The organism is Photobacterium sp., from assembly GCF_033720175.1.
Lineage (GTDB): Bacteria > Pseudomonadota > Gammaproteobacteria > Enterobacterales > Vibrionaceae > Photobacterium.
Genome location: NZ_JAWWDA010000003.1, coordinates 1 through 12,483 on the forward strand (window position 1 = coordinate 1; position 12,483 = coordinate 12,483).

The following is a 12,483-nucleotide window of genomic DNA, read 5'->3' on the forward strand; positions in this document are numbered from 1 at the left end:
AGATGGTGTCTAACTTAAATCAGTTACGAGCACCGCAATCAAGAATTGCGTGCCCTGGTGGTGGAATTGGTAGACACAAGGGATTTAAAATCCCTCGGCGTTCGCGCTGTGCCGGTTCAAGTCCGGCCCGGGGCACCATCTTACTTTTGTCTTTACCATAGAAGCTAAAGTACGCAATCAAATATGGCGCGTTGGCAGAGTGGCTATGCAGCGGATTGCAAATCCGTGTACCTCGGTTCGACTCCGGGACGCGCCTCCATCCTCTCTCTTTCTTTGTTTACGAGAAAGAAAATGAGTGAAAATGCAATACTAGCTCAGTTGGTAGAGCGCAACCTTGCCAAGGTTGAGGTCATCGGTTCGAACCCGATGTATCGCTCCAAATTATTCAGATATGGTAATTACGATATCTCGATGCTAAAAGCATCAACTTAAAACCAGCGAAAGCTGGTTTTTTTGTATCTGAATTTCGAGAACTCTATGCCATTTCATTTGCTTTATCACTTGGTTTATACCAGTCGCTAACTGCGCTCTTACATTTAGCACTTCGACAGTCGCGGTGAAAATATCCAGCAGAACACATTGGAGAAGTGTTATTGTTACCGTAGAAAGAGCAACTAAATAGCTCGTACGGCGGCGGCGGCGATGATGCCTGCTGCAATGGCTGGTAGAGGCTTTTTTACGATGAACATGACGACAGCTGTCGAAAAGAGTGCTGCTCTAGCGCCATTGTCACCTTCTACTGCAAGAGGTGCTAAAAGAGCGACTAATACGGAACCTGACATCGCGGAAATAAAACGTTGAACACGTTCGCTAATTGGAACAAATGACATTACATATACACCACCCCAGCGGGTGATAAGCGTTACTAATGCCATTGCAATGATTATCAGTAGTGTTCCACCTACGCTCGTTTCGATATTCATGCTTTTTTCTCCTTCCAACAAGCACCCAGAATTCCGCCAGCGATAGCACCAACTACAACATGGCTATTTTCCGGCAAATACCAATATGCCAACATTGAAGACACTGCTGCCGTGGTCCAAATCGCAAAAATTCTTAAGCTTTTAGGCCCCACAGCCACCATGGAAAGTAAAAAACAGCCCATAACCATGTCGAGCCCAAGGCTCACAGGATCTTGGATTGCGCTACCAAAGTAAATACCAACCCAAGTGCCAACAATCCAAAAAGACCAAAGTGCTAAACCACCACCAACGAGCAAACCAAAACCTGGTTCTTTCTTCCCAAATGCATTGAGTGCCATTGCCCAGTTTGCGTCCGAAGCAATCAACATAACACCATATCGCTTTGTCGGTGGGAGTTGGCGTAACCAAGGATAAAGCGTTGCACCCATCAAAAGGTGGCGAGCATTGATCGCAAACACGGTAATAAGAACAGGAATAAGAGGCACTTCTGCTCCCCACATATCTAACGTGGCAAACTGTGAAGCACCCGCAAAAACGAGTGTGCTCATTAACATAGTAGGAAAAGCATCCAGCCCAGTTTGTACAGCTGCAACACCGAATGCGAGGCCAAATACGATCACAAACATGGAGAGAGGCAAAAGTTGGGTGAAGCCGTTCCAGACGTCGATACGCGTAAACTCGTGTAATTCAGTCGAGGAGCGTTGAAGATGTTGAGTATTTTCTGTCATAGAGGTACCTAGCCAGCAGGCAAAAGGGCAGAGCCATGGAAGGATCTTGTTGTTATTTTGTAAACTGCATGTTTAACATCAATTGGGTAGGCTTTCAAACGCTACGTTGCATATAAAAATACATAAACGGTGGCAAAGACAGAATCTTGAAAGCCTAGTTCAATCAATAACATCATGAGCCATTAAATAAGAAAGCGAGCACGAGGCTCGCTTTTTCGTTCCGTTAGGAAGACCGAATCGGTCTATTTTACATATACACGAGGGTTTGCAGTACCCCAAACCGTGTATAACTCAGGGAAGATAACTTCTGAGTGCTTTTCCATTTCCGCAGCGGAAATGGTCTTGCCTTGCTGAGATCCGAATAGCACAACTTCAGAGCCAGGAGCGACATCTTTGATATCGGAGACATCAACCATGGTAGTGTTCATTGAAGCCACACCCGCGACTTTAGCGCGTTGGCCATTGATCAGTACTTCTGCTGTATTGCCCATTTTTCTCGGGTAGCCGTCAGAGTAGCCAACAGGAATATTCGCCATTAGACTCTCTTTACTTGTCTTGTAACTGCTGTCGTAGCCGACAGTGCTATTCTTTGGCAGGTGGTGAAGTGATGCTACGCGTGTTTTGAAAGACACGATAGAAGGGTATTCAGGGTTGGTTGGCAAATCACCATACAAAACGCCACCTGGACGAACCATATCAAGCTGTGCTTCTGGAACATTAAGCGCGGTGTAAGAGTTTGCAACGTGCAGTAAAATGTCTTCGCGCTTTAGATCTGCTTCTTTAATAAGCCATGCTGATCTGTTTTTAAATGAAGCTAACTTCTGACGAACATCGTCAGCGTTGTAGTTAGGGAAGTGAGTCATAATACCGACAATGTTAACGCCAACTTGTTGAGCGATCTCTAGCGCTTCTTGTTGACCTTCTTCTGTCGTCATATCTACGCCATTTCGCCCCATACCACCGTCGTTCAGAGCAAGGTGAATCTTGATTTCTTTATCGGCTTTTTCTGCTAACTTAGACAATGCTTTCGCTTGTTCAGCGCTACCAATAAGCTCTTCGATATTTAGGTCGATTGCGGCTTCGATTTCACCAATGTCAGCAGAGCGTACGCGCATAAGTTGACCTTTAAAGCCATTGTCGCGAACGGTTTTAGCTTCGGCATTACTTGCAATGGCAACGCATGGGATTTTCTGTTCAATAATGGTTGGCATGAGACCTGCGATGCCATTACCGTATGCGTCGGCTTTCATTACTGCGCATATTTTAGTTTTGCCATCCATGTGCGATTTAAACTGCTCAATATTTTCTTGGAATTGACCCAAGTTTACTTCCAGCCAAGCGTTAGCGCCTTGAACTTGCTCTGCTTTTACTGCGGCATTGGTGATTTGAAGAGGAGCAGCTGTTGCTTGCATAGCTGGAGCAAAAGTTGCGGCGGCGATGGTAAGTGCTAGTAAGGTTTTCTTTAAGTGCATAAAGTCTCCGTACGCGTTTTCTATTGGTTATGTCATTGGTTACTTGGGGAGAGTACCTGACGAAGTAAAACGCTCCAAGTGGTTACTTGGAGCGTTTCTGAGGGTCATGATTTAGCCTAGATCAAGCTTAACTTAGTTTGAAGCGGCCCATCACATCTTTAAGAGAAATAGACAGTTGGCTTAGCTCACGACAAGCTTGAGCTGTTTGCTCAGAACCTTGTGAGACTTCTTGAGATGCCAAATGTATATTTTCAATACTGCGGTTAAGCTCTTCTGCAACCGAATCCTGTTGGTGACAAGCGGTCGCGATTTGGCTGCCCATGTCTGAGATATCAGAAATAGAGTGCTCAATGTCGCTCATCAGTTGTTTCGATTGAACCCCTTGATCTGCACATTGTGAAATACTGCTTCTAGAAAGTTCAGTGGCAGATTTTGCGTCTTTTGCAAGAGATTGAAGCTGTTCAATGATCGCAGTAATTTCACTGGTTGAATCTTGTGTACGACCAGCAAGTGTTCTAACCTCGTCCGCAACCACTGCAAAACCACGACCAGATTCACCGGCACGTGCAGCCTCAATGGCAGCGTTAAGCGCGAGTAGGTTAGTTTGATCGGCAATGTCGCGAATAACATCTACGATAACGTTGATTTTGTTCGATTGCTGTTCTAGTTCAGCCACAGTATCCCCAGCAGCCCCAATAACGTTTGAAACTTCTTGGATCGTGTCAACCATACTTTGAGTTTCACGAACGCCGTCCTGTGTGCGACGGTTAGCTTCGTTAGCATGGTTCGCTGAATCTTCGGTGTTGCGTGCTACATCGGCTACCGCTGCTTTCATTTCTGTCATTGCAGTTGCAACGTGCGTGATTTGTAGCTGTTGGTCTTTCATCCCAGATGCTGAAATATCAGAGATTTGGTTCATCTCTTCTACTGCGCTGCTTAACTGAGTCACTGCTGAAATAACGTTATCAATTACTTGGCGTAAATCGTCTTGCATCTTCGTGGTCGCATCGGCTAGTTCACCAAGTTCGTCATTGCCGATTGCTTTACGGTCAATGTCGCTTGATAGGTCACCCGTCGCGATCGCGTTTGCTTGTTGAACGACAAGCTTAAGTGGACCGCAAATCAACTGTGTCAGGGCATACGTCATGCCAACCATGATCAACAGAATAATCACGTTGCTCGCGATCGACGAATTGCTTAATCCGTTTACAGAAGAAAGGATACGAGTTTTGTTATCGTCCATGGCATTTTTAAGCAGTCGGATCAGTTCACCTAGCTCAGAGTCGACCGCTTCGAAAGAAGGCAGTGAGTTCGCCAAGATAGGGTGAGCCTTGATTTTGTCGTTGGCTATCATCGCTTCGTTGTACTGGTCCATAGTAACCAAGTACTGTTGCCACTGACGCATAAGACGCTGGTAAGTTTGTTTCTCTTCACCTGGCCAAATTGTTTCACCATAAGCGTTTAGATCGTTACTGATCTTCTCGCGTTCGCGGATGTTACTGGCGATTTTATTTCTGATTTGGGCTGCGTCGTTATAGGTGTAAGTAGCAAACTGAGCACGGCGCCAGAGAGACATGTGATCTCGAATTGAGTCTACTCTTTCCATCGCAGGCAGAGTATCGTCGGTATAATTTAAAAGCTCAGATTTAATATTTTTGAGCTCTGTAGATAAAAATACGCCAAACGCAATGTTGACGATGGCAATGAGTAAAAATGATAGCGATATCTTTTTCGCTATAGAAAGGTTCTTGATAGACATTGGTGATATACCTTGTTTTTCTTATGTTGTGTCGCCAAAGTAAACCACGTCCTTATATGTGATATTTATCCATTAAATTACCGCAACAAATGTAACGTAACACTAATTAATGACATTTTCGATAATGAATTGAGCTTCAAATGAAAATAAAAAATGTCAATGATTTTATAAAGGTACGATCACATGAAATATAAAGTTATCAGTAACAAAATATAATGCTTGGCATGAATTAGAGCCAAGAGTAGGAACTTCAATTGTTACGGGACTGGAATAGCAGTAGCCAGTGATTTCCATTTCTAGTTGCTCGTCACTAGCTGGCATATCTTGAAGAACACAGCCAGAATCACCTTCAGTGACGCTGTAACTATTTAAGCCGTGTACACAGTCAATTTTCTCGTATTGGTTAATCCCAATGACGCCGTAATGGATCGTTGGTATCTGTCTGGTAGGATTGGTAGAGTCATATTCACTGTTATTTGCGATTTGGACATCGCTGATCCCTCTCGCAGTTAACACCTTGTACAGGGGGCGATATAAAACAGCTTCTATTTTCTTTGAAATCAATGCTAGCTGCTTACCTTTACGAACAACTTTTGTGAGCCATCTATATATTGATATCTCTTGCGTTAATCTTGCGCGATGTGAGGTTGAAAGATCGGTGGTTGGATTGATTTGTAACCAATTGAATCAAAGTCTTTCTAGACTATAGTGCCGATTATCGCAATCAAGAATTGCGTGCCCTGGTGGTGGAATTGGTAGACACAAGGGATTTAAAATCCCTCGGCGTTCGCGCTGTGCCGGTTCAAGTCCGGCCCGGGGCACCATCTTACTTTTGTCTTTACCATAGAAGATAAAGTACGTAATCAAATATGGCGCGTTGGCAGAGTGGCTATGCAGCGGATTGCAAATCCGTGTACCTCGGTTCGACTCCGGGACGCGCCTCCATCCTCTTTCGAATTCCCCCACTATCCTAATCTAAGTCAGTTTTTCCTGCCTTATGGCTTGACTATCGACCCCGGATCGAGACAATCATCTAAAACAACATCTGCCAACAGAGAAATTATGAAAATTGCAGCAGTTACTGCTTGCCCGACTGGGATTGCGCATACTTACATGGCGGCGGCCGAGCTAAAGAAAGCGGCACAGCAGTTAGGCATTCAGATCATGGTAGAAACTCAGGGTGCGATGGGGATCGAAAACCAGCTTAGCTTCCAGGATATTGGTCGTGCTGATGTGGTATTGATCGCCTCAGACATTGAAATAGAACACCGAGCCCGTTTTACTGGCAGCACTATCCATTGTGTCACCATTGAAGACGTGCTGACGGATCCCGCCAGTGTGCTGGCACGCTGCCAAGAATTATGATCGAGCGCAGTATTACCTTCATCATTGGTGATGAAGGAATCCCTGCCTGGAAATTGAATCAGCTAAAAACCTTGGCGGGTTATTTTCGTTCGGTAGTTGTGATGCTGGATGTCACCTATCTGCGCCGGGCCAATGTCGAGCAGACGGTCCGTATCATGAGTCTGGGCTGTATGCCGGGCGATCTCTGCCAGCTGCTCATTGAAGGCTCCGATGCTGAGCTGGCCTGTATGGTGCTGACGGATTTTCTGGCCGAGCAATTTACGCTGGTGAAAACCAGCGGTAAGAAAAAGAACCGTAATGCCTGCAGTGTTGATAGTGATGATGAGGGCAATAGCACTTTTTATCTGCCTTTCGAAATGAAATTTACCAGTCAGGTATTGGGCGAAGGGCTGGCAAATGAAGATAAGGCAAGCCAAGCCAAAGAGAAGCTGCTTGCCCGGTTGTGTCGTATGCTCAACCCTGAAAAATCGGCAGTGTTATTGAAGCTGATGCTCAAGCGGGAGCAAGTATCATCGACAGCGATGGGAAATGGTATTGCGTTGCCGCACATAATGTCAGCAGAAATCCAACAGCCAGCCATGGCGGTGATCCAAATGCCACGACCGATAGAGTGGGGATCGAATCGAGGCCCTGTCACACGACTGATTGCGATGACGCTACCAGCCCACGCACAACGCCCACAGACTCAGGCGTTTGTTCATTTCTCACAAGCTCTGCTGGAACCGGAGTATTGTCATTTGTTGACCGGAAACAACGAACCGGAAGCACTTAAAGCCATTATCCTCCACACCTTATCTCGCCCGTTTCATTAGGCCTAAACTGAGCTGCGATACTCTGAAGGTGTTAAGCCTGTTTTGTTCTTGAACACCCGGTAAAAGTAGTTTACGTCCTGAAATCCGCAGCGGGTCGCCACTTCATGTAGCCGGAACGCGTATTTCTTGAGCATGAATTTCGCGCGTTCGATCCTTACCCAAGTAATGTAATCGGCGAATCGCATATGACCTTGCTGGCGGAATAGCCGAGAGAGGTGGTTGGGCGTAATGTTAAATCGCTTGGCAATGGCATCCCGGCTGATTGCCCGGTGAAAATTTTCCTGAATAAAGATACAGATCCCCTGATAGAGATCTTCACTGCGTTTTTTACTCGAGTCTGACGGTATTGACAACATGGTCTGGCAATAGCTCATCAGTGCCAAGAGCAGGTGTTCGTCCATCGGTTGCTTTAACGGTTCTTTTGACAGGGCATTGAGCGCCGACAGTATATGGTCGATGGCGTGGCCTGTACGGGTCTGGATACTGTGCTTTTGGATATCATAAAAATTTGTCTGCTCTTTGGTCTTACTTACCAGGCTAAATCCGAGCTGCCTGCGGCCAAACAGCAGGCTCAGCACTGAGCAATCTGTATCCCAATTAGGCTTATTCCAACTATTGGGTGGGATATAAATTGCGTCGCCTGCCATAATTTTCACTTCGCTGATCCCGTGCTCCGGATCTTCGAGCTCGTTGATGTACTCGCCACTGATCACCAGTTCCAGACGGGGAAAGTTCACCTGATAGCTAAACGGCGGTGGTGTGAGTTGATCACCGGCAAACCAAATGCGGTTGAAGTGTTCCCGCTCCGAAAGCAGGGTAGCGATGAGATCATGGAAAACTTGGCTCATGGTGTTCGCAACTATGCCTATCTGTTCTGTAAATACAGACACTATTATTCATTGTCCCGCAGTTTGATACTACCCGAGCGAGCAGTCAGGGGAGATATCCGTGAGCGGGGTCACGCAAACAGACGTGCTGGTCTCGCATCATTGGTTACTCCTGTCTAGTTGAAGAGTAATTTTTTATTTCTGATTGGTGAGAGTAGTGAAGGTTTCATGATCAATATTCATATCAACTTACTGATATTTAATATTTTAGTGTGATTTTTATTTTTGGTGGTATATGGTTGGCAATATGAGAATTAGATCACAAAGACAAAGTGATGTTACAAATATCCAGTAAATGCCTCTCTGATACACTATCAGAGTGGTGCCGGATAGATGAAAATATCCCCCAACGGCAACACAAATGCTGAACATAAAAATAAAACAGGGGGAACACTTATGATCACCAATTTAATTAATGAGAAATTGATATGCCTGAGCCTTCAGGCAACGACCAAAGAAGAGGTCTTTGTTGAGATGATCGACGTCTTGCATCAGCAAGGTCGAGTTCATGACAAAGCACAGTTTTTAGCAGATATTCATGCTCGTGAAGAACTGGGCAACACCGGTTTCGAAGATGGAGTTGCCCTGCCTCATGCCAAAAGTGGCGCGGTTGCTGAACCTGCAGTCGCAATCGGTATCAGCCGAGGGGGTATCGAATACGGCGCAGAAGACGGCCTGCCATCAAAACTCTTTTTCATGATTGCCTCGCCAGACGGCGGTGCAAACCACCATATTGAAGTGCTGGCCGAACTTTCCTCAAAACTGATTGAAGACGGTTTCATTGATGCCTTTATGTCAGCGGAAAATGAACAGGACGCACTGAACCTGTTACTGGAAAAAACAGAACCGAATCAAGCAGCACCAGCAGCGGATAAAGGCCTGCTAATTGGCGTCACGGGTTGTCCGGCCGGTGTGGCGCATACTTACCTTGCCGCTGAAGCGCTGGAAAAAGCCGCGGCTGAGCTTGGTTATGAAATCAAAGTGGAAACCAACGGCTCGATTGGGGTAAAGAACAGCCCGACTGCGGAAGATATCGAACGTGCTGAAGCGATTATTGTTAGCTGTGACAAGCAGGTAGACATGGCACGTTTTGCCGGTAAAAAACTGGTAAAAACCGGAGTGAAGGCACCAATTAAAGATGGCAAAGGGCTGATCAACCAAGCGCTTCAAGCCACATGTTACCAGGTCTCGGGTGATGATGCGGCAGCGCAGACGGAAAACAAAGTGTCTCAGGCACGTTCCGACCTGTATCGCTTCCTGATGAACGGCGTATCCCACATGATCCCGTTCGTGGTCACCGGTGGTCTGTTGATTGCGCTGGCTCTGGCACTAGGTGGCCAGCCAACGGAAGCCGGGATGGCGATCCCTGAAGGTAGCATGTGGCAGAAAGTGCTTGATGTGGGTGTAGTTGCCTTTACTTTGATGATCCCTATTCTGGCCGGTTACATTGCCTATGCCATTGCCGATCGTCCTGCTCTGGCTCCGGGTCTGATTGGTGGCTGGATTGCTAACAACGGCTCATTCTATGGTGCGGAAGCGGGCACGGGTTTTATCGGTGCGATTGTTGCGGGCTTGTTGGTCGGTTATTTCGTTAAGTGGGTAGTTAACCAAAATTACCACAAGTTTATCCAGCCGTTGGTGCCAATCATGATTGCACCAATTACGGGTAGCTTGTTTATCTCTAGCCTGTTTATTTTTGGTATCGGCGCACCGATTGCAAGTTTGATGGATGGTCTGAATGCAATGCTAACCAGCATGAGCACAGGTAACGTGGTTCTGCTGGGTATTGTATTAGGTGGTATGGCTGGCTTTGATATGGGCGGTCCATTCAACAAGGTTGCCTTCCTGTTCTCTGTCGGCATGATTGCAAGTGGTCAGACACAATTTATGGGAGCGATGGCGTGTGCCATTCCTGTTGCTCCTCTGGGTATGGGTCTTGCGACAATATTGGGTCGCAAGCTGAATATCTTTGAACAATCGGAAGTTGAAGCGGGTAAAGCTGCCAGTGCGATGGGCTTGGTAGGTATCTCTGAAGGTGCAATTCCATTTGCCGCTCAAGACCCAATGTCAGTGATCCCTGCTAACGTGCTTGGCTCTATGGTTGCGGCAGTGATGGCATTCTCATTCGGTATCACCAACAGCGTGGCGCATGGTGGGCCTGTGGTAGCACTCCTTGGTGCGATGAACAAACCACTAATGGCTATCGTCTGTATGATAGCGGGCTCTGTAGTGACGGCATTGGTTGCGATTTCTCTGAAGAAAATGCGTCAGGCGAAAGCACAAGCGGCACTAGCATAAGCCACTGCTGAATTTGTACTAATGAAACAATAGCTAATAACGGCGTCACAGTCTCCTGAGTGAAAAAGCTTTGTACCCCCGGCTTGGCGCTTAACCTCCCTCCTTAATCGGGGGGAGGATTTTCTCGTTAAATCAGTAATAAAGATGAAAGGTAAACAATGACTGTCTCTACATCTCCGTGTTTTTTCCGCATGCACAATGCCATCCAAGATTACTCATGGGGTAGCACAACATCGATTGAATCTCTTTTTGGCATCGCCAACCCTGAAGGCAGGCCACAAGCGGAAATTTGGATGGGTGCCCACCCAAACGGTTGTTCGCAGGTTGATGTCGCCGGCAAGGCAACCCATCTGGCTGAATTTATCGAGACCGATAAAGCAACGATTATTGGCGAGGCAGCTGACAAGCAGTTTGGTGAGCTACCTTACCTGTTTAAAATATTAGCGGCAGAAAAAGCCCTGTCTATTCAAGTTCACCCAAGTAAGGCACAGGCCGAAGTTGGTTTTGCCAAAGAGCAAGAAGCAGGTATTGCGCTAAATGCCGGTCACCGTAACTACAAAGATCCAAATCACAAGCCGGAGCTGGTTTTCGCGCTGACACCTTATCAGGCAATGAACGGCTTCCGTGAATTTGCCGAAATTATTAGTTTCTTTCATGTTCTGGAAAACGCTGATTTAAATGAATTGGTGATAGCACTGGAAGAAAATCAAAATGAAGCCGGCCTGCGTCAGTTCTTCGAAGCGATTCTATCGTTGCAGGGTGAAATGAAAGAGACCGCGGTAAATGCGCTATTGGTTTATGCTGCGCAGCACAAAGAAGAGGCTCTGTTTGCGTTAATTTTGGATTTGGCCGGACAGTATCCGGGTGACATCGGCCTGTTCTCGCCGCTGATGCTGAATGTGCTGACACTGCAGCCTGGTGAAGCAATGTTCCTCGATGCTTGCACGCCGCACGCCTATATCAAAGGCACAGGCCTTGAGATCATGGCGAACTCCGATAACGTACTTCGTGCGGGCCTAACCCCGAAGCATATGGATATTGCTGAGTTGGTGGCAAGTACACGGTTTGTACCGATGCCAGCAGATATGCTACTACTTGCTCCAGAGCAATCTGAGGGGGGGCTTCACTACCCAATTCCGGTACCCGACTTTAAGTTCAGTGTGTATCAGAACCAGCAAGGTACAAAACTAACTACAGCAAGTGCTGAAATTCTTCTGGCGATCGATATGCCACTAACCGTAAATCACAGTAATGGCGAAACACTGACTATCCAAAAAGGTGAGTCGGTGTTTATTCCCGCTTATGCCTGCAATTACACAGCAAGCACAAAAGGTCGATTTGCTCGTGCTTATAACTAACATCACAGTTAGCTAATGAGAAAGTTTGGTGCGCTTAATCAGTATTTAGTACTTTTTCAAATAAATTCTAAATAATTGAAGCATCTAAAGATACCACTCCGGGATCGATACCCGAGATGTCTGGGAGACAGTTCTAACTGTATGTGCTTAAGGTTCCATATAAGTTTTTTCCTCACTTGGTGGAATGACGGCGTTTGGTTGCTGAACTCGTCAAAACTTCGTTGGTGAAGTATTAGATCTGAAGGGCTCCCTCATGTTTGAGTAGCCCCTCTTTTTGTTCAATACCACCGGCATAGCCGGTGAGCTTACCATTTTTCCCGATAACACGATGGCAGGGCACAATAATTGAAATCGGGTTCTTACCGTTTGCAAGGCCGACCGCGCGTACGGCTTTCGGGTTACCAATGGCATTCGCCAAGTCTTGGTAACTCCAGGTTGTGCCGAATGGGATCGTGGTAAGAGTCTGCCAGACTTTCTGCTGAAACTCAGTGCCTGTTGCGGCAAGAGGTACCTCAAACCGCTGGCGTGTTCCGGCAAAATATTCCTGGAATTCAGATACCGCTTGCTTCAGAACGGGATGTTCACTATCGAGCTTTCCCAGATTGTCTGGCTGGGTTGTCTGGGTTTGAAACCAAGCGCCAAGTAACCCTTCGTCATTCGCCTGGATAGTGACTCGCCCGATAGGACTTTGATAATGCGTATAAACATTCATGATTGTGAACTCCAATAATGAAAAGTGTCAACCGGTATACTCTGCAATACGTTTGTGGCACACGTGCCTGTTGGCATTGCTTTACGGTTACTGTTCAAGTTTAGCAATAAGCGTAGTGTAACCTTTCTAACCCGCCAGACTAGTCATTTTCGGGAGCCGGAACGCAGAT

At 46.5% G+C, this 12,483-nt stretch carries 11 protein-coding genes and 5 tRNA genes; 9 read left to right on the forward strand and 7 right to left on the reverse strand.

Annotated features, from left to right (window positions below; all coding sequences use genetic code 11):
* Nucleotides 1-51 precede the first annotated feature (51 nt).
* The 3 genes from R3289_RS04470 (at nt 52) to R3289_RS04480 (ending at nt 379) form a co-directional block, all read left to right on the forward strand.
* Nucleotides 52-138: transfer RNA gene (locus R3289_RS04470), tRNA-Leu, on the forward strand.
* A 47-nt stretch (nt 139-185) separates the two neighbouring features.
* Nucleotides 186-259: transfer RNA gene (locus R3289_RS04475), tRNA-Cys, on the forward strand.
* A gap of 44 nt (nt 260-303) precedes the next feature.
* Nucleotides 304-379: transfer RNA gene (locus tag R3289_RS04480), tRNA-Gly, on the forward strand.
* A gap of 235 nt (nt 380-614) precedes the next feature.
* Here R3289_RS04480 and R3289_RS04485 read toward each other — a convergent pair.
* From R3289_RS04485 to R3289_RS04505, 5 genes are all read right to left on the reverse strand, one after another.
* Nucleotides 615-923, reverse strand: a complete 309-nt coding sequence (locus R3289_RS04485; protein ID WP_318924296.1) for an AzlD domain-containing protein — start codon at nt 921-923, stop codon at nt 615-617.
* On the reverse strand, nt 920-1,651 hold the full coding sequence (locus tag R3289_RS04490; RefSeq protein WP_318924297.1) for an AzlC family ABC transporter permease: 732 nt from the start codon (nt 1,649-1,651) through the stop codon (nt 920-922). The genes R3289_RS04485 and R3289_RS04490 overlap by 4 nt, the downstream gene beginning before the upstream one ends.
* Before the next feature lie 242 nt (nt 1,652-1,893).
* Nucleotides 1,894-3,123, reverse strand: coding sequence for an alanine racemase (alr, locus tag R3289_RS04495; protein ID WP_318924298.1), 1,230 nt, complete (start codon nt 3,121-3,123; stop codon nt 1,894-1,896).
* 127 nt (nt 3,124-3,250) lie between these two features.
* A complete protein-coding gene (locus tag R3289_RS04500) occupies nt 3,251-4,882 on the reverse strand; it encodes a methyl-accepting chemotaxis protein (RefSeq protein ID WP_318924299.1) in 1,632 nt (543 codons plus the stop codon).
* 165 nt (nt 4,883-5,047) lie between these two features.
* Nucleotides 5,048-5,446, reverse strand: a complete 399-nt coding sequence (locus R3289_RS04505; RefSeq protein ID WP_318924300.1) for a hypothetical protein — start codon at nt 5,444-5,446, stop codon at nt 5,048-5,050.
* 173 nt (nt 5,447-5,619) lie between these two features.
* Here R3289_RS04505 and R3289_RS04510 point away from each other — a divergent pair.
* The 4 genes from R3289_RS04510 (at nt 5,620) to R3289_RS04525 (ending at nt 7,059) form a co-directional block, all read left to right on the forward strand.
* A tRNA-Leu gene (locus tag R3289_RS04510) sits at nt 5,620-5,706 on the forward strand.
* Between the two features lie 47 nt (nt 5,707-5,753).
* A tRNA-Cys gene (locus R3289_RS04515) sits at nt 5,754-5,827 on the forward strand.
* 117 nt (nt 5,828-5,944) lie between these two features.
* Nucleotides 5,945-6,247: a PTS fructose transporter subunit IIB gene (locus R3289_RS04520; protein WP_318924301.1), complete on the forward strand. Its 303-nt coding sequence runs from the start codon at nt 5,945-5,947 to the stop codon at nt 6,245-6,247.
* The gene (locus R3289_RS04525) at nt 6,244-7,059 is read left to right on the forward strand and encodes a PTS sugar transporter subunit IIA (RefSeq protein WP_318924302.1); all 816 of its coding nucleotides are present in this window, start codon (nt 6,244-6,246) and stop codon (nt 7,057-7,059) included. The genes R3289_RS04520 and R3289_RS04525 overlap by 4 nt, the downstream gene beginning before the upstream one ends.
* Before the next feature lie 2 nt (nt 7,060-7,061).
* Here the strand turns inward: R3289_RS04525 and R3289_RS04530 are convergent, their stop codons facing one another.
* A complete protein-coding gene (locus tag R3289_RS04530) occupies nt 7,062-7,907 on the reverse strand; it encodes an AraC family transcriptional regulator (RefSeq protein WP_318924552.1) in 846 nt (281 codons plus the stop codon).
* A 435-nt stretch (nt 7,908-8,342) separates the two neighbouring features.
* Between R3289_RS04530 and R3289_RS04535 the strand changes: the two genes are divergently transcribed.
* Both R3289_RS04535 and manA read left to right on the forward strand, forming a co-directional pair.
* A complete protein-coding gene (locus R3289_RS04535; RefSeq protein ID WP_318924303.1) occupies nt 8,343-10,244 on the forward strand; it encodes a fructose-specific PTS transporter subunit EIIC in 1,902 nt (633 codons plus the stop codon).
* 158 nt (nt 10,245-10,402) lie between these two features.
* Nucleotides 10,403-11,602, forward strand: a complete 1,200-nt coding sequence (manA, locus tag R3289_RS04540; RefSeq protein WP_318924304.1) for a mannose-6-phosphate isomerase, class I — start codon at nt 10,403-10,405, stop codon at nt 11,600-11,602.
* A gap of 232 nt (nt 11,603-11,834) precedes the next feature.
* On the opposite strand, the gene R3289_RS04545 is transcribed toward manA, so the two are convergent.
* Nucleotides 11,835-12,317, reverse strand: coding sequence for a methylated-DNA--[protein]-cysteine S-methyltransferase (locus R3289_RS04545; protein WP_413466679.1), 483 nt, complete (start codon nt 12,315-12,317; stop codon nt 11,835-11,837).
* Nucleotides 12,318-12,483 lie beyond the last annotated feature (166 nt).

What these genes read in the sequence shown, in the direction of transcription:
- R3289_RS04485 (WP_318924296.1), bottom strand. Translation starts at nt 923, where the DNA reads ATGAATATCGAAACGAGCGTAGGTGGAACACTACTGATAATCATTGCA.
- R3289_RS04490 (WP_318924297.1), bottom strand. Translation starts at nt 1,651, where the DNA reads ATGACAGAAAATACTCAACATCTTCAACGCTCCTCGACTGAATTACAC.
- alr (WP_318924298.1), bottom strand. Translation starts at nt 3,123, where the DNA reads ATGCACTTAAAGAAAACCTTACTAGCACTTACCATCGCCGCCGCAACT.
- R3289_RS04500 (WP_318924299.1), bottom strand. Translation starts at nt 4,882, where the DNA reads ATGTCTATCAAGAACCTTTCTATAGCGAAAAAGATATCGCTATCATTT.
- R3289_RS04520 (WP_318924301.1), top strand. Translation starts at nt 5,945, where the DNA reads ATGAAAATTGCAGCAGTTACTGCTTGCCCGACTGGGATTGCGCATACT.
- R3289_RS04525 (WP_318924302.1), top strand. Translation starts at nt 6,244, where the DNA reads ATGATCGAGCGCAGTATTACCTTCATCATTGGTGATGAAGGAATCCCT.
- R3289_RS04530 (WP_318924552.1), bottom strand. Translation starts at nt 7,907, where the DNA reads ATGAGCCAAGTTTTCCATGATCTCATCGCTACCCTGCTTTCGGAGCGG.
- R3289_RS04535 (WP_318924303.1), top strand. Translation starts at nt 8,343, where the DNA reads ATGATCACCAATTTAATTAATGAGAAATTGATATGCCTGAGCCTTCAG.
- manA (WP_318924304.1), top strand. Translation starts at nt 10,403, where the DNA reads ATGACTGTCTCTACATCTCCGTGTTTTTTCCGCATGCACAATGCCATC.